Source organism: Actinomyces sp. S6-Spd3 (assembly GCF_000758755.1).
Classification (GTDB): Bacteria; Actinomycetota; Actinomycetes; order Actinomycetales; family Actinomycetaceae; genus Pauljensenia.
The window spans coordinates 117,105-140,030 of sequence record NZ_JRMV01000279.1 but is presented as its reverse complement, the minus strand read 5'-3'; the positions used below and the strand labels follow the sequence as shown (position 1 = coordinate 140,030).

At 58.0% G+C, this 22,926-nt stretch carries 17 protein-coding genes; 10 read left to right on the top strand and 7 right to left on the bottom strand.

Annotated features, from left to right (window positions below):
* Window positions 1-115: 115 nt before the first annotated feature.
* On the top strand, window positions 116-1,297 hold the full coding sequence (locus HMPREF1627_RS06950; protein WP_034502357.1) for a hypothetical protein: 1,182 nt from the start codon (window positions 116-118) through the stop codon (window positions 1,295-1,297).
* Window positions 1,298-1,392: 95 nt separating this feature from the next.
* Here the strand turns inward: HMPREF1627_RS06950 and HMPREF1627_RS06945 are convergent, their stop codons facing one another.
* Both HMPREF1627_RS06945 and HMPREF1627_RS06940 read right to left on the bottom strand, forming a co-directional pair.
* Window positions 1,393-3,018: a hypothetical protein gene (locus HMPREF1627_RS06945; protein WP_034502355.1), complete on the bottom strand. Its 1,626-nt coding sequence runs from the start codon at window positions 3,016-3,018 to the stop codon at window positions 1,393-1,395.
* Between the two features lie 221 nt (window positions 3,019-3,239).
* Window positions 3,240-4,217 carry a 1,4-dihydroxy-2-naphthoyl-CoA synthase gene (locus HMPREF1627_RS06940; protein WP_034502351.1) on the bottom strand — a complete coding sequence of 326 codons (978 nt, stop codon included), beginning with the start codon at window positions 4,215-4,217 and terminating at the stop codon, window positions 3,240-3,242.
* Window positions 4,218-4,311: 94 nt separating this feature from the next.
* Between HMPREF1627_RS06940 and HMPREF1627_RS06935 the strand changes: the two genes are divergently transcribed.
* Complete coding sequence (locus tag HMPREF1627_RS06935; RefSeq protein ID WP_034502349.1) at window positions 4,312-5,676, top strand: family 20 glycosylhydrolase; 1,365 nt, start codon at window positions 4,312-4,314, stop codon at window positions 5,674-5,676.
* 94 nt (window positions 5,677-5,770) lie between these two features.
* Here the strand turns inward: HMPREF1627_RS06935 and HMPREF1627_RS06930 are convergent, their stop codons facing one another.
* The 4 genes from HMPREF1627_RS06930 to HMPREF1627_RS06915 are packed head-to-tail and all read right to left on the bottom strand — an operon-like array spanning window position 5,771 to window position 9,342.
* A complete protein-coding gene (locus tag HMPREF1627_RS06930; RefSeq protein ID WP_034502347.1) occupies window positions 5,771-6,607 on the bottom strand; it encodes a class II fructose-bisphosphate aldolase in 837 nt (278 codons plus the stop codon).
* A 22-nt stretch (window positions 6,608-6,629) separates the two neighbouring features.
* Entirely contained in the window at window positions 6,630-7,556 is a 927-nt protein-coding gene (locus HMPREF1627_RS06925) for a 1-phosphofructokinase family hexose kinase (RefSeq protein ID WP_034502345.1), read from the bottom strand.
* A complete protein-coding gene (locus HMPREF1627_RS06920; RefSeq protein ID WP_034502344.1) occupies window positions 7,553-8,473 on the bottom strand; it encodes an ROK family protein in 921 nt (306 codons plus the stop codon). The genes HMPREF1627_RS06925 and HMPREF1627_RS06920 overlap by 4 nt, the downstream gene beginning before the upstream one ends.
* On the bottom strand, window positions 8,470-9,342 hold the full coding sequence (locus HMPREF1627_RS06915) for an SIS domain-containing protein (protein ID WP_034502342.1): 873 nt from the start codon (window positions 9,340-9,342) through the stop codon (window positions 8,470-8,472). Before HMPREF1627_RS06915 ends, HMPREF1627_RS06920 begins: the two co-directional genes overlap by 4 nt.
* Window positions 9,343-9,493: 151 nt before the next feature.
* On the opposite strand from HMPREF1627_RS06915, the gene gnpA reads away from it, so the two are divergent.
* The 8 genes from gnpA to HMPREF1627_RS06875 all read left to right on the top strand — a co-directional run bounded on the left by gnpA (window position 9,494) and on the right by HMPREF1627_RS06875 (window position 21,631).
* Entirely contained in the window at window positions 9,494-11,794 is a 2,301-nt protein-coding gene (gene gnpA / locus HMPREF1627_RS06910) for a 1,3-beta-galactosyl-N-acetylhexosamine phosphorylase (protein ID WP_034502341.1), read from the top strand.
* A 145-nt stretch (window positions 11,795-11,939) separates the two neighbouring features.
* Entirely contained in the window at window positions 11,940-13,268 is a 1,329-nt protein-coding gene (locus tag HMPREF1627_RS06905) for an ABC transporter substrate-binding protein (protein ID WP_034502340.1), read from the top strand.
* A 108-nt stretch (window positions 13,269-13,376) separates the two neighbouring features.
* Entirely contained in the window at window positions 13,377-14,309 is a 933-nt protein-coding gene (locus HMPREF1627_RS06900; RefSeq protein ID WP_034502339.1) for a carbohydrate ABC transporter permease, read from the top strand.
* Window positions 14,306-15,214, top strand: a complete 909-nt coding sequence (locus HMPREF1627_RS06895) for a carbohydrate ABC transporter permease (protein WP_034502338.1) — start codon at window positions 14,306-14,308, stop codon at window positions 15,212-15,214. The genes HMPREF1627_RS06900 and HMPREF1627_RS06895 overlap by 4 nt, the downstream gene beginning before the upstream one ends.
* A gap of 47 nt (window positions 15,215-15,261) precedes the next feature.
* Complete coding sequence (locus HMPREF1627_RS06890; RefSeq protein WP_034502336.1) at window positions 15,262-17,421, top strand: beta-galactosidase; 2,160 nt, start codon at window positions 15,262-15,264, stop codon at window positions 17,419-17,421.
* A gap of 11 nt (window positions 17,422-17,432) precedes the next feature.
* A complete protein-coding gene (locus tag HMPREF1627_RS06885) occupies window positions 17,433-18,494 on the top strand; it encodes an o-succinylbenzoate synthase (protein WP_034502334.1) in 1,062 nt (353 codons plus the stop codon).
* Window positions 18,495-18,504: 10 nt separating this feature from the next.
* Complete coding sequence (menD, locus tag HMPREF1627_RS06880; RefSeq protein WP_034502332.1) at window positions 18,505-20,211, top strand: 2-succinyl-5-enolpyruvyl-6-hydroxy-3-cyclohexene-1-carboxylic-acid synthase; 1,707 nt, start codon at window positions 18,505-18,507, stop codon at window positions 20,209-20,211.
* Window positions 20,212-20,254: 43 nt separating this feature from the next.
* A complete protein-coding gene (locus tag HMPREF1627_RS06875) occupies window positions 20,255-21,631 on the top strand; it encodes a S1C family serine protease (RefSeq protein WP_034502328.1) in 1,377 nt (458 codons plus the stop codon).
* Window position 21,632: 1 nt separating this feature from the next.
* On the opposite strand, the gene HMPREF1627_RS06870 is transcribed toward HMPREF1627_RS06875, so the two are convergent.
* Window positions 21,633-22,919, bottom strand: a complete 1,287-nt coding sequence (locus tag HMPREF1627_RS06870) for an isochorismate synthase (RefSeq protein WP_034502325.1) — start codon at window positions 22,917-22,919, stop codon at window positions 21,633-21,635.
* Window positions 22,920-22,926 lie beyond the last annotated feature (7 nt).

The following is a 22,926-nucleotide window of genomic DNA, read 5'->3' as shown; positions in this document are numbered from 1 at the left end:
TGTTCAAGACGCGTCCATCCCAATTTGTAGAGCCACAGTCAATTTCGAAGAATAGAGACGCTAGACTTGAACCAAGTCGAAGGACCACCGAGGGTCTGACGGAAGGAAGACAAAGATGACTGATGCACCATGGACCCGCGTTGAGGGCATGATGATCGCTTCCCAGCTTGATCCCGCCGAGGTTGCCCAGGCACTTCGCGAGAAGGATGTTCTGGTCCAGCTTGAATGGTTTGAAGCCACCCCCCAACTCCTAGGACTCAACGTCGCAGTGGCAGATGGTCGCGTTGCGACTATTACTGAAGGATCAACCGAGGCGGTGCCGGGTCTTACGGTCACCGAGCTTGCCCAGGATCTTGCCCAGCGCTTCAACGCCGAAGTTCGTTTGGGATCTGAACACGCTGACGCACTGTCTCAGAATGAGAGCCCGCTCGCTGATTTCCTCCCCGACGAGGTTGACGACACTGAAACTCCCGTCCGCATTGTCGAAATCGGCCGTACCCCCGCTTCGTCGGTGCCCTTGCTCGCAGCCCTCGAAGGCGTTGACGTTGCTGACATCGAGCTCGAGGACGGTTATCGTGCCCTCCTCGCTGAGATTCCGGAAGAAAAGTCCGGATGGAACTTCGGCGATCTCCCCTTGGTCTCTCTGACCATGACCGACGGCGATTTGCATCTCTACCTCGTCACCGACGACCACCTCGAGCATGTGCTCACCTATAACTGGGGAATGACGGTTCGCATCGTTGTTGGTTCTTCCTCTGTCGAGGCCGTTGATCCGGCCGTCGTCGACCTGGTAGGGGACCGTCCCGCATTGCGCGAGATTGCGGCCCACGTTCCTGGAGCCGATGTTGACGCACTGCTGGCAGCTCAAGAACTCCGCGGCGCGGAGGCAATCACTGGGGTCGTCCAGGCTCTTGCTCTTCCTCATGGCGTCGCCGAGTTCCTCTCGGGGACCATCGAAGCAAGCGATGTTGAAGGCGCGGTTCTGCATGCCGCTCGCGGAATTTCAAATGCGATCGGACGAAGTGTTGACATCATGATGACCAGCACTGAGGATGCGCAGACAGCGATTCAAAAGGCCTATATGGCAGTCGTTTCTGAGCGCCCGTGGATCATCTCAACGCTTGCCACCTTGGAGGCGGCTGTCGGTGCGTCCATGCTTGTCTCGACGGTGAAAACCCCCAAGCCTCGCTCTGGATGGAAGATCTTTGCGGGAGTCTTTGGCGGGGCCATGCTTGTGGATGCATTTGCTGAGATCGCGCTCGCGCGCGTGATGCGATCGAAGTTCCACCGTCGCTGAGACTGCGAAACTGATAAAACAGTGCCGTCCATGCCTCTGGTGAGGTGTGGACGGCAGTTTTTATCCCCTGGATCGGATGAGGAAAAGTTTCTGGGTTACTTTCCCTTGTGGAAAGTAGCAAGAGCCCCAGCCGCAGCAGTGACAAGAAGCGCGGCAACCGCGACAGCACTGTTGGCTTCAACATCGCTCATAAGGCCGCCACGGCGTCCATCAGCGTTGAATGCGTAGCTGGACGGGGGATTTGCTACGCCGGCATCAGCGGAAGTAGACGCGGCAGAAGCCGAAGGGGCCACAGTTGCGGGACTGATCGGTGCAATCGGAGCATTCGTACTGCGCTGAGCTGCACGGTTGCTGTTCTGCTGAGGAGATTGCGAGCGGTTCGCAGTCGCCCCGTTGTTTCGCGAAGAATTCTGAGCGCTAGGACGGTTCGGTGACTGCGGTGAATACACTCGAACGACGCGGGCGGGAGCCGGAGCACGGTGGTCCGCATTCGGGCGAGGCCTGGGCTGCACGATTACACGCCCCGGATTCTGGTGAGTCGGAGAAACGGTTGCTGGAACTCGCGTATTCGGGGAGGCGGTGGGTTTTGCCTTCTTCGTTGGCGTAGCAGTTGGGATCGGTGTGGGCGCCGAAGTGCTTACAGACACAGAGGGAGACGGAGTCGGCGTCGTTGAAGGGACGGGCGCGGGGCAGCTCAGCTGGCCACTGAGCTCTAGCTCGGTCCAGCGTGATTCGTCACTACTCAGGCGCTTCCAGTGGAACTTAGTCGTTGTTTCGCTAGACGAATCTGGCGAGCAGCTGGGTGCGCTCTGGCGAATGCGTGCGACGATCGAAATCTTAGAATCGCGAGGCATATTGACCACCGAGTGGAAGAGAGGAACTTCCTTATCGGAGGTAAAAGCAGCGGAACGCTCATCCGTGAAGTTCGGGCAGGTGGCTCCGCCATCCGTCGTGCATTCGAGGGTCCAGGTCAAGGTCTGGGCGCCCGGCGCCTTACTGGAGAAAACGCCTTCAATTTCGAGCTCGCGCACGTCGTTACCGACATTGCTGAGTTCAAAAGTCATTGTCCGGATCTCACCCGAAGCGACGAGAATTTCCGGAGTCGAAAGGCTGGAGTCAATCGTGGGGATGGAGTTCAGCTCTTCGATTTCTTTGATGGAGGTCGCATTAGCTGAAGGAATTGCATGGGATTCGGCCCAAGTCTGGCCTTCGTGACCGGTGAAATCACCAATAGAAGGATCGCCCTGCGGGGTCGGCTCGGGGTCGAGCTCGTCCAAAGTCACCGCGGGAGTCTGGTTCGGGAGCTTTTCTTCGGGGGCAAACTCGGCGCCCTCGACAACGATCTCTGCCTTTTCGTAGGGAGTACGCGCGAATCGCCTCCCGAGTTCGGAGTCTCCGTCTAAGACGATGGCGTCGGAAGGAACCCCAACGGAAGCAGTATGCGAAGTCTGAGCCGGCTCTGTTGAATCGGCTGAAGGGGCTGCAGCATAGACCTCGTCGGTCTTGTCTGCGTTCATATGCCCATTGCCAGGAGCTACTGAGACGGTCGTTGAGGGGAAGAGATCCACATCTGCCAGGGCTGGTGCCCACGGCAGGGACATGATCGTGAAAGATGAACCGATTGCTGCCGATGTCAGGAGAATCAGGGCGCGCGAAACCCGGGGAGCCTGTCGATACGACGGCGCCCTGTGGGAGGATCGCGTTCCTAAGTGAATTCTCACATAGGCCCTTTCGTTCTAAGTGGAATGCACGATGGGAGTGTGCACCACTAACACGCACTTTATGTTAACGGCAGTACTAGTTTATAGGGTTTGTCAAGGTTTTGGGATACACAAGTGTATCAGAGCTGTAATTTTCCCTGAAATTCAGCTAAAAATGTCATGGATCACAACCCCTGTCTGAGATTCGCAGACCCTGAAGAGGTACTGAAAGATTAGTCTTATTAGAAATAGTAAGGATAGGGGGACCAATCTGGCTCGCGGTGCTCAATGAAAGCATCTCGGCCTTCCTGAGCCTCGTCAGTCATGTACGCCATCCGCGTTGCCTCCCCCGCAAAGACCTGTTGTCCCGCCAAGCCGTCATCGGCCAAATTAAAAGCGAACTTCAACATTCGGATGGCCTGAGGGGATTTTGTTGCAATGATGCGAGCCCACTCGAGTGCAGTTTCTTCCAGCTGCGCATGGGGAACCGCTTCGTTGACGACGCCCCATTGTGCGGCCGTATCCGCATCGTAGCGTCGAGCAAGGAAGAAGATCTCGCGAGCGCGTTTATCTCCCACTTGGCGTGCAAGGAGCGCTGAACCGTATCCGGCATCGAAAGAGCCAACATTTGCATCGGTCTGCATGAAGGCTGCATGCTCACGCGAGGCAAGAGAGAGATCGCAGACGACATTGAGGCTGTGTCCACCTCCCGCTGCCCACCCGGGGATAGCGGCAATAACGACCTTGGGCATCGTTCGAATCAGGCGTTGAACCTCGAGGATGTGGAGCCGCCCCGCCCGCGCGGGATCAATCTGTTCCCTTCTCTTTTCTACCTGCGCCGAGGCCTCGCTTCCCTCAACTTCATAGCGGTAGCCATCCTTGCCGCGGATGCGCTGGTCGCCACCCGAACAAAACGAATAACCGCCGTCGCGAGGGGAGGGGCCATTGCCCGTCAGAATGACGGCAGCGACGTCACCGGTCATTCGCGCATGATCAAGGCAACGGTAGAGTTCGTCGACCGTATGAGGGCGGAATGCATTGCGAATTTCAGGACGGTCAAAAGCGATGCGAACGACGGGCAGATCCTCGCCTTTGGGGGCGCCGTCGATAGGGCCTCGGGAAATCCCACGATGGTAGGTCATATCGGTGAGCTCGAAGCCCTCAACCTCGCGCCAGCGCTGGGCGTCGAAAGTATCAGAAACAAAATCCAGTGCACTCATACAGCCAAGAATACCGACCTGCTACCACTTGGTCCCGGCACGTTTTAGGATAGGGGGGTTCACATATTATGCGTCCGCCTAAAGGAGTCCATTGATGTCCTCCTCTTTGTCCGCAATTCCCGGACTTGTCCCTCTTCCAGTCTTCATTGAAGAAGCACAACCTCATCCCTCCGATGCAACATGGGCAGAAATTAGCCCCTCGGTTGTCCTGTGTACCGAAGAAGAATTCGAGGCCGCAGTCGCCCCCTGCGAGCTTCCCTCCGGCTGGCAGCGCAGCGAGGCCTACCTCTTGGACCTATCCAACGGCGCGGCGCAGGTGAGTGCGATCAGCGAACTTGGGCTTTCACGAGGCCTGAGAAGGCTCAACACTTTGGCGATCGCCAATCATCACCGCGAGCCCGTCGCTGTGAAAATTTTTGACTACCCCGCATACAGGCACCGCGGCCTGCATATTGATGTCTCTCGCCATTTCTTCGGCGTTCCTACAATCGTTCGCGTCATGGATGCGATGAGCGAGCTGGGACTGAATATTTTGCATCTGCACCTCAGTGATGACCAGGGCTGGCGTATTGAAATTCCGCAGTTCCCTGAACTCATCGAGCGTTCCTCTGATTGCGCGGTCGGAGGAGAAGAAGGCGGATACTACAGCCTCGAGGACTACCAAACGCTGGTCGAAGAAGCGCGCTCGCGGATGATCGCGATCATTCCCGAGATCGATATCCCCGGGCACGTCAATGCAGCGCTTCACGCTATTGAAGGTCTCAACCCCGACGGTCTATGCCCCCCACTCTATGAGGGCACAGAAGTGGGCTTTTCAACGCTGTCTACCAAAGCTCCGGCAACGCAAGCATTCCTCGAAGCAATCGTCCAGACCCTTGCTCCCTTCTCTCCCGCGGGAATCCACATCGGTGGGGATGAGTCCTTCTCGACCGCAGAAGGTGACTACCCGATCATCGTTGGCAGCCAGATCGAACGCATCCATGCACTGGGCAAGCGCGCTCTCGCATGGGAGGAAGCAGCGGATCTCCTGGGCGAAGGAGACCTCGTGCAGGTCTGGCATGACGACCTCGAGGGTGACTCTATCGCTCGCGCAGTTGCGCGCGGCGTGCGCGCAGTCATGTCGCCCGGCCCCAAGGCCTACTTTGATATGAAGGAATACCCCGAACAAAAGCTCGGTATCACCTGGGCCGGTATTCTTCCTCTGAAGAATGCGTGGGATTGGGATCCAGAAAAGATCTGCGAAGGCGTGGATCGTAAAGGGATCGAAGGCGTCGAGGCCTGTCTGTGGAGTGAAACCCTCCGTCGCGAAAAAGATGTGTGGGAAATGCTCCTGCCGCGCTTAGCGGGCCTTGCTGAGGTCGCCTGGGCTGGCGGTCCCGTCGGGAGCTGGGAGGACTTCCTCGAGCGTCTTGCAGGTCTTGAGGGGCTGTGGCGAGGCCGCGGCTGGTACATCAAGTAGCAACAAGGTGATGCCCTCCCCGATTTGGGGAGGGCATCGTCGTCACCCGCACGCGCATTCCAAACGTTGGGCGGCGAGGAAAAGCGCTCAGTTATTAGACCTGGGCGTACAAGCGCATGAGGCGCTCAACTTCTTCTTGAACCAAACGAGTTGCCGGGCCAACGTACTTGCGCGGATCAACCAAGGATGGATTCTCGTTGAGGATCTCGCGAACTCCAGCGGTGAAGACAACATTCAAGTGTGTGGAGACGTTGATCTTTGTCATCCCTGCACGAATGGCCTGAACCATGCCTTCGTCGGGTACGCCCGAAGAACCGTGAAGTACCAGGGGAACCGGAACTGCCTGGTGAATTGCGGAAATCAGGTCGTTATCGAGGACCGCCTCACGAGTTGCCATGGCGTGTGAGGAGCCCACAGCGACAGCAAGAAGATCCACTCCGGTGTCGGCAACAAACTGTGCCGCGTCATGGGGATCGGTGCGTGCAGAAGGATCGTGGACGCCGTTCTTGCCGCCCACCTCGCCGAGTTCCGCTTCGACGCTCACGCCGTGCTCGTGCGCAAAAGCCGTAATCTCAGCGGTGGTTTCACGGTTTTGTGCATCGGGGAGCTTAGAACCGTCGTACATGATCGAGGTGAATCCGAGCTCGATGGCCTCGCGGCAGAGGTTGGTGTCTTCTGCGTGGTCCAGGTGCACTGAAACCTGCGCGGACGAGGCTTCTGCGAGTTCAAGGAGAGCCCGCCCGAGGGGGCGCAGACGGCCGCCGTGGTACTTCACAGCGTTTTGTGACAGCTGCAGGACCAGCGGCAGACCGGTGTTTTCAGCGGCCTGAACGAAGGCCTCGGCGTGGTCGAGAAGGACCACATTGAAAGCGGCAAGGCCAACCTTGCGCGCGGCGCACTCGCGTGCGAGTACAGCGGTATCAGCAAGCATCGTGACCTACTTTCTTGTGAATTTAAGACAAACGAATGGGGGTAATACGTGCGAGCAATTCCTCGCGAAGTGGGAGATCAACTTCGCCAGCGACCGGCATGGTCACCGCGGCGGCCGAGGTTGCGACGGCCTCGGCAATTGCGGTGGAAACGATGGACTCAAGGTCATCCCCGGCCTGAGCAAGCGAACGCGCCAAGGAGGCAACGCAAGCGTCGCCCGCACCGGTCGGATTTCCCTCGAGGACGACGCCCGCTTCGGCATGCCAGTGGCTGTGGGCGGAGAAAAGGTCCATCCCTTCTTCTCCGCGAGAGACACACACCCATGTGGGGCCAAGCTCGAGCAAGGTACGTGCCCCTTCCTCAATGGAAGATGCGCCAGTCGCATCAAGGAGCTCGTGGTGGTTGGGCTTTAAAACATCAGCCCAGCGTGCGCACTGAACCAAAGACGGCCCAGAGGTGTCCAAGATGATCCGGCATCCGCGCTCGCGGGCAGACTCAAGAATTGGCTCAAGAGACTCAAAACTTGTGTCCCCAGGAAGGGATCCGGAAACAACCAGAACATCCGACGCGCTTAAAGAAGCCTTCAAAAGCTCGCGCATCTCTTCCCAAGAATGAGGAGGAAGAGAGAAACCTGACTCGTTGTACACCGTAGCCTCGCCGTCGATCATGGCAATTGACCGGCGCGTTTGAACGGGAACATCGACCCAGTGCGTCGTGACCTGGGTGGTCATTTCTTCCATTAACGAGGCGATGGCTTGTCCCGTGGTCCCACCGAGGAAGCCCGTCGCATGGTTGGGGACACCAAGCTGCTCCAAGACGCGAGAGACATTCAATCCCTTGCCTCCAGGACGCTGGGAATACTCGGTAATGCGATGAACCTGTCCGCGAGTCTGATCGGGTGCCTGCCACGTGATATCCAAGGCAGGATTCGGCGTGAAAGTCCAGATCATGATTCGACCTCGATTCCATGGCTTTGGAAGGCAAGCGCCGCAGCGCCCAGTGCCTGCGAGGAAGAACCAAGAGCCGCGGTAAGAACCGGGGGAGCGGGCATCACGGTGCAGCCCTTGTCCAGAGCGTTGCGCAGTGGATCGTAGACAAGAGATCCGCCGCGACACAGTCCGCCGCCAAGGACGATGGGAATCGCCCCGACCTGGTGACATACCGTTGCCAGAACCTCACCCAGAAGGCTCATCGAGCTCGAAAGAATCTCATGGGCAAGGTGAGACGAATCCTCATGGGAGAGAGCGAGCTCTTCGACCTCGCGCGCGCCCGAACCCTGGGGAAGGATTCCAGCATCGATTGCACGTCGCGCAATTCCCGAAGCCGAGGCAACGCGCTCGAGGGGGACAATTTCTGAGGGATCGTCCGGGTGGGGGACGGGGACCTGACCGATTTCTCCTGCCCATGGGGCGCCGGGAGCCAGGCGGGAGTTGATGACAACACCCGAAGCGATCCCTGTTCCCACCGCAACGTAGAGGCATGAGGAGCAACGAACTCCCCACAGTGCCTCGGCTAAAGCACCCGAACGCACGTCATGTCCCAGGGGAACGAAAGAATCCAAGGCCTGGGAGAGCATGTCGCCCAGCGGGGCATCTTTCCACCCCAAGTTGGCGGAAAAAATACCGATTCCTTGTTCTTCGTTGATAATCCCTGGAACGCATACGCCTACTGGCGCCTCGGGCGAGTCCTCGCGCAGGGTGCGGGCCAGTCGCGCGGCTGCGGCAACGACGTCTTCGGCACCGGTGCGCGGAGTAGCGACGGCCTCGGAAGTGGCAATGATGTTTCCTCGGGTGTCGGCGAGCACCCCCTTAATGGTGGTGCCGCCAACATCGATTCCGATGGCCAGCTGCTGGTCCGCAGTGCTCACTTGAGGATCACCGAGCGGGTCAGGTGGCGCGGGGTATCGGGGTTAAGGCCTCGAGCCTCGGCGCGAGCAACTGCCAGACGCTGGGCAACAACCAGGTGAGCCATAGGATCACCATCGAAGGTCACCAATTCGGCGCCGGTTGCAGCAACCTGATCGGCCATTCCTTCGGGAACCGGGCCGAAAACCCAGGTGAGGCGACCGGGCTGTGCAATCGAAATGGGACCGTGGCGGTATTCCATAGCCGGGTAAACCTCTGTCCAGGACTGCGAAGCTTCGCGCAACTTCAGGCCCGCCTCGTTGGCCAGACCAATGGTCCACGCGGTGCCCAGGAAGGTGATCTGCTCGGCGTCCACCCAGCGCTGGGGGATTTCGCACTCAAGTGCGCGCTGAGCGTCATCTGCGGCGCTTGCGATATCGTCTCCCAAGCTGTGGCGGAAGTAAGCCAAAGCGGTGGTGGCGAAACGAGTCTGGACGACGGATTCTTCATCGGCGAAGTCCAGAACAACCTCAACATCTGCGTAGGGGGTTGCGGGGCCATTGCCCACAGCGGTGATCAATACATTGGGAACACCGCGTTCTTTCAATCCGCGCAGAATGTCGATGATTTCAGTTGTCGTGCCTGAACGAGACAGGCAGACGACTCGATCATAGGAGCGATCCCAGGGGAATTCGGTTGCAGTGAAGGCATCCGAGAGTCCCTTGCCCTGGCGCTCACGAGCAACGGTGTAGGCCTGGGCGATGAACCATGAGGTTCCGCATCCGATCACCGCAATTGATTCGCCATCTTTGGGAAGAGCATCGGTGGGAACTTCACAAACTCGACGCCACAGCTCGGGCTGGCTGTTGATTTCTTCTGAGGTAAGGGACATCGGTGTCTCCAGTGTGTAGAGGATGTGCATCACCACGTCGGTGTGCTTGTAATATCGTACCAAGAAGGAGATAACTTGGGACTGGCTGAAAAAGTCCGCAAAGTTGTTCCCCGCCTGCAAAGAGGCTAGATATCAACACAATGGAGTGACAATGACTGACAAAACGACGCGACTGGGCCGTCTGACTCTCCCTATCGAGCGAGGAATTGACGAAGAGGTTCGCGCCCTCGTTGAGCGGCTCGGCGCCGACGCTGTCCGTAATTCAGATGGAACCGAATTGCCCGAATGGGTTGATCGCGCCTTTGCCAAGGTTTACAGCACATACTTCCCTGCTCGCGGCGACGAAGAGTGGGCAGACCAGAGTGAAGGCGAACGCATTCACCAGTACTTGTCCTCGAATGCTCACACTGCGCCGGAAAGTGGCCCTTTGTGCATCGACGTGATGGAGGGCTGGTTCCAGGCTCAGTTCCGTCCGGATACTCAGTGTGATACATCACGTTGGTGGCAGGTGATTGACCGAACCAGTGGTGAGGTTGTTGATCCTTCACAGTGGAGCGTTGAAGATGTTCCGGCCAAGCCAATCGTTGACCCCATCCCGATCGTTGGGGACCTGCCCAAGAACGCCGGAAGCGCTGTTGTCACGATTCATTCCCCCGAGCCCTTCCACGTCTACACCGTGAGCTTCTTCGCAGTGCAAGTCTGGGATTCGACCCAGATGTACAACTATTTGACGAACGACTGGGCACTTGAGGAAGGACGCGTTAAAGAACGTCCCTTCGATGTGGCTTTCCCACGCACCTGGGAACATGTCAAGGATGCCTTAGCGATCTGGCTTAAAGCCAACCCCCAGGTGGATGTGGTTCGTTTTACAACCTTCTTCTATCACTTCACTTTGGCCTTTGATTCCCGAGGCCGCGAACGCTATGTCGATTGGTTTGGCTACTCCGCCTCGGTCTCGATCCCGGCGATGGAAGAGTTCGAAAAGGAATACGGCTACGCGCTGACCCCTGAGGACTTTGTTGATGGCGGCTGGTACAACTGCCCCTTCCGCACTCCCACTCCGGTCTTCAAAGACTGGATCGATTTCACTTCCAAGCGAGTCGCCGCGAAGGCGGGTGAGCTGGTTCGCAAGGTTCACGAGGAAGGCCGCGAGGCCATGATGTTCCTCGGGGACAACTGGATCGGCATGGAGCCCTACGGCCCCTACTTCCCCTCGATCAAGATGGATGCGGTTGTCGGATCCGTCGGCTCGGCCGCGACTTGCCGCATGATCTCGGATATCCCCGGTGTGCGCTACACCGAGGGGCGCTTCCTTCCCTACTTCTTCCCCGATGTCTTCCGCGAGGGCGGCGATCCCCTGGGCGAGGCCAATGAATCGTGGCGTACCGCTCGCCGCGCAATCGTCCGCAGCCCCCTGGACCGCATGGGCTACGGCGGTTACCTATCCTTGGCGCTCAAGTTCCCCGAGTTCATTGACCGCGTGGAGGAAATCCTTGGTGAGTTCCGTTCCCTTCACGAGGCCACGGGCGGGGAGAAGCCCGCATGTGCGCCCGTGCGCGTTGCCGTCTTGAATGCGTGGGGTAAGCTGCGCACGTGGCAGACCCATATGGTCGCCCACGCCCTGTGGTACAAGCAGATTCACACCTACCTCGGGGTGATTGAAGCCCTTGCGGGCCTGCCCTTCGATGTCCGTTTCATGTCCTTCGACGAGGTGATTGAAGGTGAGATGAAGGCGCTCGAAGACGTGGATGTCGTCATTAATGCGGGCGCTGCCAACACTTCTTTCTCAGGCGGGCAGGTCTGGGAGGATCTTCGTCTCCAAGACGCTCTGCGACGTTTCGTTGCCCGCGGTGGCGGTTTCATCGGCGTTGGCCAGCCGACGGCCTCGGTAGGGACGCAGGGAAATGCTGATCGTGGAGGAATCTGCCGCGGAAGCATCTTCGCACTCTCTGACGTTTTGGGCGTTGATCAGGAGATCTCGTGGTCACTGTCCAAGGATCACTACGAGGAGCCGGTGAGCGAGCACTTCATCACCGCTGATCTGGATGGGGACTACATCTTTGGTGAAGATCCCGGTGATGTTGTCGTTACCGACTCGGCAACTCACGTTTTGGTGATGGATCGTGGCAGTGTTCGTGCCTCGGCTCATGACTTCTGCGCAGGACGCGGTGTGTATCTTGCGGGGCTGACATGGTCGACCGCGAATAGCCGTTTACTTCACCGCGCCATCATGTGGGCAGCTCATGCTGAGGATCAGTGGCAGAGCGTTCTGTCTTCGTCGAACCCGGATGTTGAAGTTGCCTGGTACCCAGAATCAGCACTCGCATTCGTCTATAACGATGCAGATGCCCCGCGTTCGAGTGAGATTTCTGGCCAGGGCGGACAAATCCTCGTTGAATTGGCTGCAGGTCAAGGACGCTGGGTTGACTGGGAAAAAGGTCAGCTTCTTTAGTTATCAAATCGTAATCAACTAATTGCATAGTCACAGGTTAAAAATGTGTCAGACATCTTCTCTGTGAGTTAGCATAAGAGAGCAATGGATGAAGCTGACAAAAGGTGTCAACTTTATAAACGTCCCACGATGGAGAGGGAACAACATGCACATGTCACGCCGTTCCATGAGCGTTGTCGCGCTCATGTCAGTCGCTGCGATGGGTCTGACTGCGTGCTCGGGTTCGGGCTCGAAGACGGATACCACCGCAAGCTCTTCGGCATCTGCTGATAAGGCAGCGACCATCACCTACCTGCACCGTCTGCCCGATGGTGAAGGAATGACCAAGGTGTCCTCGCTGGTTGATCAGTGGAACAAGGAACACCCTGACACTCAGGTTCAGGCGGTCAAGTTCGATGGCAAGGCCAACGAAATGATCAAGAAGCTTGAAACTGACGTCAAGGCGGGCTCCGGACCTTGCTTGGCGCAGATCGGCTACGGCGAACTCCCCGAGATGTTCACCAAGGGTCTGCTCGAAGACGTCACTGAGTACGCCAACCAGTACAAGACCAACTACTCTGCCGGCGCATTCTCGCAGGTAGGCGTTGGTGGCAAGTACTTCGGCCTGCCCCAGGACACCGGCCCGCTTGTTTACTACTACAACAAGGCAGAGTTCGACAAGCTGGGAATCAAAGTTCCCACCAACCTCGACGAGTTCAAGGCCGCTGCCAAGACCGCAGCTGCAAAGGGCAAGTACATCTCCGCCTTCGAGACCGATGAAGCACAGTACGGCCTGTCTGCACAGGCAGCTGCAGCTGGCGGCGTCTGGTACAAGGCTGCAAACGACAAGTGGACCGTCAAGATCGACGATGCTTCCGCCAAGACCGTTGCAGACTTCTGGCAGTCGATGCTCGATGACAAGACCACCTTCGTCACCGAGCGTTGGGGCGATTCCTTCACCAAGGCCCTGACCGACAAGACCCTGATCGGCACGATCGGCGCCGCTTGGGAAGCACCGCTCATCTCCGGTGACCTGGCGAAGACCGATAACAAGGGCGAATGGGCAGTTGCTCAGCTCCCTGATTTCGGCAAGGGCGCCCTCACCGGCCCCGACGGTGGTTCCGGCGTTGCAGTCATGAAGGGCTGCGCGAACCCCAAGGGTGCAATGGAGTTCAACAACTGGCTGAACACCCAGGTCGACGCTCTGGTTTCCCAGGGCCTCGTCGTTGCAACCACGACCGGCACCATGAAGACCCCGGATTCGATCAAGGAGTTCTACGGCGGACAGGATGTCTTCGCTGAACTGTCGAAGGCAAACGCCAACCTGGCACCTGACTTCCCGTACATCCCCTTCTTCTCGAGCGTTGGTGCTCCGATGACCAAGGCCGCTACTGCAGCTGGTGACGGTTCCGGAAAGGTGATCGACATCTTCAAGGCTGCTCAGGAGCAGTCCGTGAAGTCGCTCAAGGACGGAAACCTCCCCGTCGCCGAGTAATCATTGATCGCGGAGGGGTGTGGTTTCTCCGCGGAGAAACCACACCCCTTTACGTATTCTTCGTCATATAACCCAATAATTCTGCGAACAATCGAAGGTGATTGATAGATGCAGTCCCAGACTCAAAACCGGCGCATTAGAGAGCGGCACGATGCGCGTACCGGGTGGGCGTTTATGGCCCCCTTCTTCATCATGTTCCTCTTGGTTTTTGCCGTTCCGATCTGCGTTGCAATCTACCAATCCTTCTTCCGTCAGGTTGCAAGCGGCGGTGGCCTCTATGGCGGCGGCGAACTTGAAAATCAATTCGTCGGCTTCGATAACTTCGTTATGGTCATCACTTCCGCCGACTTCTGGACGGGCATGGGACGAGTCGTGATCTACGCGGCCTTCCAGATCCCCTTCATGATCATTTCGGCTCTTGTCCTTGCCCTTGTTCTGGACTCCTTCTTGGTCCGCCGCGCAGGCTTTTTCCGACTGACCTACTTCCTGCCTTTCGCCATTCCCGGCATTGTCGCAGCAATGGTCTGGATGTACATCTACACCCCTGAACTCTCGCCCATCGTGAAGTTCTTTGATTCCCTGGGACTTCACGTCGACTTCATGGCACCGGGAGCCCCCATTCTGGCCTCGATGGCAAATATGACCACGTGGACCTACACCGGCTACAACATGCTGATCTTCTTGGCCGCGCTCCAGGCAATTCCCCATGAGCTCTACGAGGCCGCGCGCTTGGATGGCGCTTCTTCCTGGCAGATCGTTCGCAGCATCAAGATCCCCATGGTTTCTTCCGCAGCGCTGCTGGCAGTGCTGCTCTCAATCATCGGCACGATTCAGCTCTTCAACGAGCCCGCGGTCATGTACTCATCCAATAGGTGGATGGGGAATGCTTACACGCCCATGATGATGGCCTACAACACCATGTTTGGTCAGATCTCACCCGGTGGTGATGGTCCGGCCTCGGCAATCTCAATCGTTATGGCGCTGGTTGCGGGCGGACTTGCCGTGATCTACGCACTCTTGCAAAGGAAGACCGTCCGATGAGTACCACAATGCGCACACTGCCTGATGGACGTCAGTACACCCCCTCTCTCGAGGGAATGCCCCCGCGTTCACTCGCACCCTCGAAGGCCGCTCGAATCGTTACGATCGTTGCTCTGACCTTCACCATGCTCTACTTCGTTCTGCCGATCATCTGGGTGATGTTCTCCTCAACGAAGTCGAATGCCGATCTTGTTTCCACCAACGGTTTCTGGTTTGGTCACTTTGAATTGGGAGACAACTACACGAAGCTCATGGGGTGGACTCAGGGCCTGTTCTGGCGCTGGGTGCTCAACTCCCTCTTCTATTCAACAGCAGCAGGGATCATCGGAACTTTGATTTCGGTCGCAGCGGGTTATGCAATGGCGAAATTTGTTTTCCCCGGGCGAAATGTCTCCATGGCCATGATCATGGCAGGCCTGCTCATGCCGGTCGCCCTGCTCACGATTCCCCTGTACGTGGTCTTCCATAACTTGGGTCTGACCGATACGGTCTGGGCGATCCTCATTCCCAGCTGCGTGTCTCCCTTCGGTGTGTTCCTTGGCCGGGTCTATGCGGATTCTTCGGTTCCGACAGAGCTCATCGAGGCCGCGCGCATCGATGGGGCCTCAGAAGCTCGAGTCTTTTTCACGATTGTCTTGCGTCTACTGGCGCCGGCAATGGTGACGATCTTCCTCTTCATCTTCGTGGCAACCTGGAACAACTTCCTCTTGCCCTTGATGATGGTATCCACTGCCGAACTCAAGCCCGTCACTCTGGGCTTGTACGGAATGATGAGTTACTTTACTCCTCAAAAGGGCGCAGTCATGCTGGGCGCGCTCTTGGGTGTTTTGCCACTCATCGTGCTATTCCTTGGTTTGCAGAAGTACTGGCAATCGGGCCTGGCTGCCGGTTCTGTGAAGGGATAGTCAGTCCCGCTGTCGAGCCACCACGAGGTGCTGGGAAGGATAGGTAAATGGATACGATTGCCTACGGCGGAGATTGGAACCCTGAACAGTGGGACCGCGAGACCAACCTGCGCGACATCGAACGCATGGTCGAGGCCGGAGTCAATCTGATATCTCTAGGAATCTTTTCCTGGGCATCTCTTGAATCCGAAGAAGGGCACTACGACCTCGAGTGGCTAGCAGACCTCATTGACCAGCTCCACAATGCCGGGATTAGCGTGGATCTGGCCAATGGGACTGCTTCCCCTCCGGCCTGGATGGCGCAGCGCTATCCCGAGACTCTTCCCGTCGATTCTCGAGGCGTGCGTTTAGGATTCGGCTCGCGCCAGCAGTACAACCCCTCAAGCGAGCTTTTTTGCCGCAAAGCTTGCGAGTTGACCGAGGCCATGGCGCGCCGTTTTGGCGACCATCCCGGCGTCGTCATGTGGCATATTTCGAACGAATACGCCTGTCACACGGCAGAGAGCTTCGATGATGAGTCCGCTGCGGCATTTCGACGCTGGCTCGTGGAGAAATACGGGGATCTTCAGGCGATCAATCGGGCCTGGGGAACTGCATTTTGGTCCCAAACCTATAGGGATATCCAAGAAATTCAGCCTCCCCGTGCAATGCCCACCTTCTACAACCCCGGGCAAATGCTGGATTGGCGTCGCTTTAGTGACTACGCTCTGCGTTCCCAGATGGAACGTGAACGAGAAGTGATTCGTCGCTATTCGGACCGACCAATCACGACGAATTTTATGGGGACCTTCCCGCTTCTCGACTACCGCAAGTGGGCACCACTGTGTGACATCATCGCTGATGATTCTTATCCGGACCCCGCAGATCCTCAGGCTGCACACGACATCGCATGGCAGGGTGACGTCATGCGCGGCCTCGGCGATGGTGCTCCCTGGCTGCTGATGGAACAGAGCCCCGGCGCGGTGCAGTGGCGACCCCAAAACTCTCCCAAGCGCCCCGGACAGTTCCTTTTGTGGACCATCGCAAGGCTCGCTCACGGAGCGGATGGAATCCTCCAATTCCAATGGCGCCAATCCGCCAAGGGGTCGGAAACCTTCCACTCTGGAATGGTCCCGCATTCGGGTGAGGACTCGCCGATCTGGACGGATGTTGTGAGCACCGGTCAAGCTCTAAAGTCTTTGGCGCCTATTACGGGGACTCGCATGAGTGCCCGCGCTGCAGTTGTCATTGACTGGGAGAGCGAGTGGGCACGCCACTATGCGATCGGTCCGATTAGTTCTGAAAATCCCACAGATTCGTGGGGGAACTTCGCGCCCGCTAAGTCCTGGCACCAAAGCCTGTGGGAAGCGGGAATCGCGACCGATGTCGTGGGTGTCGATAACGACTTCACCTCCTACGATCTCATCGTTGTGCCGGCAGTCTTCATCGACTACCCCAACATGGCGCACTCTTTGCGCATTGCCGCCGAGCGCGGCGCGCAGGTAGTTATCACCGCCCCAAGCGCCGTTGTGGACAGCCAGTGCGGTGCGATCTTGGGCGGATACCTGGGCTCTCTTGCAGACCTTGCCGGAGTGAAGGTTGTCGAACACTCGACCTTGACCGGGCCCTCTCAGGGGCGCACTTACGATGCTCGCGAGAGCACTGCTTACAGGATTTCCGGTGCCGTAGAAACTCCCGCTGCCCTGAACTGGTGCGGAATCGATACCGACAACGAGGCTCTCAAGCGAACCATTGAGCTGGTTGGAGACGCTGCCAAAGACCTGCGCTCGGGACGCTGGGCCGAAAAGATCGTTCCCGCCGGTGAACATGAGTGGCGAGGCCTCGGCGAAGGAAATTCCTCGGCCGGCGTTGAGTGCGTGGCCTACTTTGATGGCCGAGGCGGCGGAGTTGACCTAGCGGGAGCGTGCGCACTGAGCCGAAACCGAGTTGGTCAGGGTTCGGTGTGGTATGCCGCAGCCGACTTCGATGCACTCTCGCGATCGGTCCTTGTGCGCATGTGGGCGAGCTACGCGCGCCTCCTCCCCGTGTTCCCCGATCTTCCTCGAGGAGTTGAGGCACAGGAACGCGAGGGTTTCCTCTTCCTCCTCAACCATTCCGATCGTGCAGTTGAACTGAGCGGGATTGTGGGCAAAGATCTTCTCAGCGGAAGGGAATGCACGGGACACGTGGTCCTAGCTCCGCGTTCAGCACTAGTCGTTGAGAGATAAGGGATCGCATAGTGGAGAAGACGCATGCGGATGCTTCGCCTCTCCGTCTCCACGAACTCTCCCTTGAGCAACTACCTTCCGATACGCGACGCGTGTTCGAGGGGATTGATCGGGTGCTCGTCTATTCAATCCCCATGCGTGTGCGTTTTCGGGGGATTGATGTGCGCGAAGGCCTTCTCTTCCATGGCGAAGAGGGATGGGGAGAGTGTGCTCCGTTTTGGGATTACGACCCCCAGGAATCTGCTGCTTGGCTTGCCAGCGCATTGGAGGCTGCGCGCATTGCCTCGCCGCGGCCTCGTCGATCAAAGATCCCACTCAATGTGACGATTCCCGTGATCGAGGCCGCTGCTGCACGCCAGAGGATACTCGACGCACCCCAGTGGATGACCGCGAAAGTAAAGGTTGCCGATGCACGTTCCGACCTTGAGCGTGATTGCAGGCGCGTCGAGGCAGTCGCCGAGGCGTTAGCCGAACGACACGGGTCATCCGCGAGGGTACGTGTCGATGCCAATGGGGCATGGGACCGGGAGAGTGCTCTGACGTGGATTGCCCGTTTGAATCGTGCAGCAGAGGCAGTGGGCGGACTTGAGTACGTTGAACAGCCCTGCATGGCAGTTGAAGACCTCGCATGGCTGCGTCGAAAACAAGACGTTCCCATCGCAGCAGATGAATCGATTCGTCGCGCGGAGGACCCCCTCAAAGTCGCGCGTCTAGAAGCCGCGGATGTCGCCGTCATCAAGATCGCGCCACTAGGTGGAGGTCGTGCGGTTACTCGCCTCGTTGAAGAACTCCCCATGCCGCTGGTGATCTCTTCGGCGCTCGAGACCAGCTTCGGCTTGGATTACGCCGCGCGAGTGGCATGTGCTCTGGATCAGGAACCACGCGCGTGCGGGCTGGGGACCGCTAATCTGCTAGCAGCGGACACTGCGCTCACCCCCGCGCTCATCCAGGACGGGTGCATGATTCCATCCGAGCTTTCCTTGAATGAAGCTTTAGTGAGCGAAGCACCTACTGACAGCTCTCTTACTCAGTCCTGGGCTGAGCGCCTTGCTGAAATGGCGCACTATCAATAGAAGAAAAGACATGTTCCCATCACAAGCTCTAGCGCAAGGCATCATTGACTCCCTGATCGCAGGCGGAGTTCGCGACTTCGTGTACTGTCCTGGATCGCGCAATGCTCCTTTCGCCTATGCTCTTGCGCGCCTGGAAGCTCAGGCCAAGAGTCCGATTCGCGTTCACGTCAGGCTCGACGAACGCTCCGCCGCCTTCTTCGCCTTGGGATTGAACCTTGATGCGAGTGCTTCGCAGCGACGAGGCCCAGCGCGCGCCTGCGTCATCACGACCTCGGGGAGTGCAGTCGCTGAGCTCTATCCCGCGATTGTCGAGGCCCACTATTCCCATGTTCCGCTGCTGGCGATCAGCGCGGATCGCCCCGTCGACCTGCACGGGGTTGGGGCCTCGCAAACTATGACGCAGCAGGGACTTTTCTCGCCTCACGTCGTGGGGGAGTGGAACTTCTCGACCGCGAGAGAAGAACTGGGGAGCATTCCTGATCGCATGTGCCGCGCGCTTGCGGCAAGTGCTGGTCTGCCGAGCGGTACTCCTGGCCCCGTTCATATCAATTGTGAATTCCGTGATCCGCTGGTTCCCGAAGATTTCCAGACCGAGAGTGTATGCGAGGCCCATGAAGGGAACCGGCGCTCGGCAGTATCGGTCTATCCCGCGCAATTTCTTCGTGATCCCCTCAGTGAGAACATTCTTGATCCAGTGCGTCCAACCGTCGTCATTGCGGGACAGGGAGCTGAGAGCGCAGTGCTTGAATGGGCCGCTCGCTCGCGGGTTCCAGTTTTCGCCGAGCCAATGGTGACCGGTGTTCCTGAAGATGTGCGTATTCCTTTCCAGCAGACTTTTCTTGGCGATGAAGAGATCACGGGGCTTTTTGAGCAGATCATTGTGACGGGGCGTCCGACCTTGTCGCGTCCGGTTCAGGCTGTGTGTGCTTCCGGTAAACGAGTCGTGGTCGTTGCCTCCTACGGTGAGTGGCCCGATCTGCACGGAAGTGCATCATGTGTTGTCCCATCTCTTCAAGACAGTGATTGCGTGGACGAGGCCCGCCAACTTCCCCTACTTGAGGCGCTGCGTGAACGCGTGAAAGAAGTGCGCGCGGGGATCGAGGAGATGATTGCCTCTTATGGGGATACCCCGAGCGCACTTGGAGTGATGGATATCGTGTGGCAGCTGTGCCCGAAGATTTTCCTCGGGGCTTCCAACCCGGTTCGTATCGCTGACCTCATCGCGCATCGCCACGAAAATGCCAGTGGCCCCACCCAGGTCTGGTCGAATCGAGGATTGGCGGGAATCGATGGCAATACCTCAACCGCTCTTGGATGGGCGAGCGCGTGCGCGCGCCTCGAAGGTGCAGATTGCTCGGGGGTGACTGCGGTGATGGGGGACCTGACTTTCTTACACGACGCCTCTGGTTTGGGACTGCCTCGCGGTGAAGAGTTTCCGCCTCTTCGAGTAATCGTTCTTGATGATTCCGGTGGCTCAATCTTTGAAAGCCTTGAGCACGGGCGCACAGCACCGGCGGAAATGTATGAGCGTTATTTCGGGGTTTCGCAGCGCGCGGATATCCCCGCACTTGGCGCGGCATACGGCGTAAAAACCCGCACGATTTCATCGCTTACCCAGCTTCGCGAGATCCTTACGTCACCAGTTGAAGGACTGGAAATTCTTCATCTTCCTATTTCGCGACCGACGAAAGATATTGCGTATCTGCGAGCCCTGTAGCATGCTAATGTAACAAATTGATAACGATTGAAATGGGTTGGCGATGAATACTGACGAAAATACACCCGAAGACGGCGCACGCTTCCAACCGCAGATGAATGAAGCACCCGAGCAAAACGCCTCGGAAACTCCTAGCCCTGTCCTTCCAACTCCCGCAGCTCCGGATGCTAGTGACGCAAGCTTTTCGCAGAGTACGCCGGTCGCCTCGGCAGAGGAAACCGGCGCAGAAACTGTAGAGGCGGCACCGGTTACCGTTGCGCCCGCTCCGGTCAGGCGTGGCCCGGGTTGGGGAGCCCTCTTCCTTGCCATGGTCTGCAGTATCGGAATGGCAACCGGTGGAACCCTGGTACTTGGCCAGAATCTGCGTTCCTCTGTTACCACTCCCTTGGTCAGTCAGACTTCCGCGCCAGCACAAGCAAACTCTGCTGGAACTGCAGTCGATTGGGAAGCGGTTTCGGCAACCGTGTCTCCCGCGGTCGTGACAATCAACGTCTCAGGACAAAGCTCTTCCGGCGTCGGATCAGGCGCGATTGTTGATTCCTCCGGAAACATCGTCACCAACTACCACGTCATCTCCTCGGTCGTCGACGGAAGCGGAAGAATCCAAGTCACCCTGACCGACGGGCGAATTTACGAAGCAAAAATCGTTGGAACTGACCAAAGCACAGACCTCGCAGTGATTCGCCTGGTCAACCCGCCTTCGGATCTGGTCGCCGCGCAATTCGGTCAATCTTCCGACCTCAAGGTCGGTCAGCCCGTCATGGCGATCGGTTCACCCCTGGGCCTATCAAATACCGTAACGACCGGAATTATCTCGGCGCTTAACCGTCCCGTCCAGGTGCAGGCCTCCGAATCGAATGACCAGGGCAATTCGAAAGACCCCTTCAATCAGCTTCAACAGCAAAACAACCAGGCGGTGACGACGAACGCAATTCAGGTCGACGCCTCGATCAACCCCGGTAACTCTGGCGGTCCTCTCTTCAACGAGCATGGGCAAGTGATCGGAATTAACTCCTCGATTGCCTCGCTGTCCTCGTCGTCGAGTTCTCAAGCGGGATCGATTGGTCTAGGCTTTGCGATTCCCTCGGACCTGGTCGTTTCCGTTGTCAATCAGCTCATCCAAAATGGCACGGTCGACCACGCCCGGCTGGGAGTTTCCATTACGACGGGCGCTGCACGAGTGGGAAACGATACTCGCGCGGGAGCGCAGATCTCAGCAGTGACTCAGGGCTCGGGCGCAGAAGCCGCTGGATTGAGGGCCGGGGACGTCATCACGGCTGTCGACGACAACACTGTTTCATCGGCGCAATCCCTGGTCGGATACGTACGGCGCTACATGGGTGGCCAGGAAGTCAAGGTGACCTACGTGCGTGACGGCGTTGAGAACACCGTCCACGTAAAACTCCAGTCGGAGAAGTAGGCTAGACGCCTAAAACCTCAAGAATCGGCCGCATCTTGGTCTGAGTCTCTTCAAATTCGCTGCTCGACAGCGAATCCGGCATGATTCCGCAGCCGGCGAAGACTCGCAAGGTGCGGCCGTGATCTTCAATCTGACCGCAACGAAGCGCAATCCCAAACTCGCCATTACCGGCGCCGTCAATCCATCCCACCGGTCCCGAGTAACGACCCCTTTCGATGCGCTCGTGAGCATGAATCAGATCGAGAGCATCATCGAGGGGAGTGCCGCACACCGCAGCCGTTGGATGCAACTGTGCGACAGCATCAAGAACAGAGCCTTCGGGGAAAGACGCGTCAACATCAGAACACAAGTGAGCGATATTGGGGAGCACGAGGACCTCGGGACGCGCGGGTGCGCGTACGTCCTGGGCAACGGGCAGAAGAGCTGCGACAACCGATTCAAGGGCGAAAAGATGTTCGGAGCGATCTTTCAAAGATAGCGGGAGCTTTTCCGCATCTTCGGGAAGACAGCTTCCTGCTAGGACCCGCGAGTGAAGGTGCCCCTCTTTCAAGGAAACCAACATTTCCGGTGTTGCACCGATCAATCCGTCAACGGAAAAAGTCCAGGTTTGCGGGTAGCGCTCATGAAGACTCTCAACGAGGGCGGCCTCATTAATTTCACTGTCGCTGCTGATGGTGAGGTCGCGTGCCATCACAACTTTTGCGGCCTCTTCGTTGCGCAGCGCATCGATCACCTCGTCAACAGCCTTGCGCCACTGTTCTTCGCCCATTGCGCCGGGGCCGCACTCAAGGTACGAAGGAAGAGTGTGCTGGCGGATCGGCGGCGCAAATTCGGGTTTCACGCGAGAATCTGTTGAAGCAGCGATGACAAAGCGCTGCGAACCGGAGGTAATGATTGTCAATTCCGGAACGATGATCGTGCGCTCACCATCGTCTTCAAAAGCGCAGGATACAAATGCAAAGGGAAGAGTGGGGAGGTTCTTTCCCCAAGCGTCGCGCGCGCCCTCGCCCCAATGAACTTGGGCTTTTTCACGCAGGAGATCCCACACGCGAGCGGCCTCGGTGATCGCAGCATTTTCCCCGGCCTCGACCAGAGGAGGGCGATCTTTCCCGCGCTTCCAGGACCAGGCTTTCCCCCAACCGACCATGGCCTCGTCGCGGATCCACGCGCATACCCCGGAGGAGGGAAGCAAAGAGAAGATTGGCGCGCGCCCATACTCGCTGGAAGGGTCAATAAGATCAACCCAGCAATACAGCGTCGGGATCGTCGAGAAATGTCGAGAGGGCATGAGTCAA

Bases quoted from the DNA above. Each gene is read 5' to 3' on its own strand.
- HMPREF1627_RS06875 (WP_034502328.1), top strand. From the start codon at position 20,255: ATGAATACTGACGAAAATACACCCGAAGACGGCGCACGCTTCCAACCG.
- HMPREF1627_RS06870 (WP_034502325.1), bottom strand. From the start codon at position 22,919: ATGCCCTCTCGACATTTCTCGACGATCCCGACGCTGTATTGCTGGGTT.
- HMPREF1627_RS06925 (WP_034502345.1), bottom strand. From the start codon at position 7,556: ATGATCTGGACTTTCACGCCGAATCCTGCCTTGGATATCACGTGGCAG.
- HMPREF1627_RS06930 (WP_034502347.1), bottom strand. From the start codon at position 6,607: ATGCTTGCTGATACCGCTGTACTCGCACGCGAGTGCGCCGCGCGCAAG.
- menD (WP_034502332.1), top strand. From the start codon at position 18,505: ATGTTCCCATCACAAGCTCTAGCGCAAGGCATCATTGACTCCCTGATC.
- HMPREF1627_RS06935 (WP_034502349.1), top strand. From the start codon at position 4,312: ATGTCCTCCTCTTTGTCCGCAATTCCCGGACTTGTCCCTCTTCCAGTC.
- HMPREF1627_RS06900 (WP_034502339.1), top strand. From the start codon at position 13,377: ATGCAGTCCCAGACTCAAAACCGGCGCATTAGAGAGCGGCACGATGCG.
- HMPREF1627_RS06895 (WP_034502338.1), top strand. From the start codon at position 14,306: ATGAGTACCACAATGCGCACACTGCCTGATGGACGTCAGTACACCCCC.
- HMPREF1627_RS06890 (WP_034502336.1), top strand. From the start codon at position 15,262: ATGGATACGATTGCCTACGGCGGAGATTGGAACCCTGAACAGTGGGAC.
- HMPREF1627_RS06950 (WP_034502357.1), top strand. From the start codon at position 116: ATGACTGATGCACCATGGACCCGCGTTGAGGGCATGATGATCGCTTCC.
- HMPREF1627_RS06905 (WP_034502340.1), top strand. From the start codon at position 11,940: ATGCACATGTCACGCCGTTCCATGAGCGTTGTCGCGCTCATGTCAGTC.
- gnpA (WP_034502341.1), top strand. From the start codon at position 9,494: ATGACTGACAAAACGACGCGACTGGGCCGTCTGACTCTCCCTATCGAG.
- HMPREF1627_RS06915 (WP_034502342.1), bottom strand. From the start codon at position 9,342: ATGTCCCTTACCTCAGAAGAAATCAACAGCCAGCCCGAGCTGTGGCGT.
- HMPREF1627_RS06940 (WP_034502351.1), bottom strand. From the start codon at position 4,217: ATGAGTGCACTGGATTTTGTTTCTGATACTTTCGACGCCCAGCGCTGG.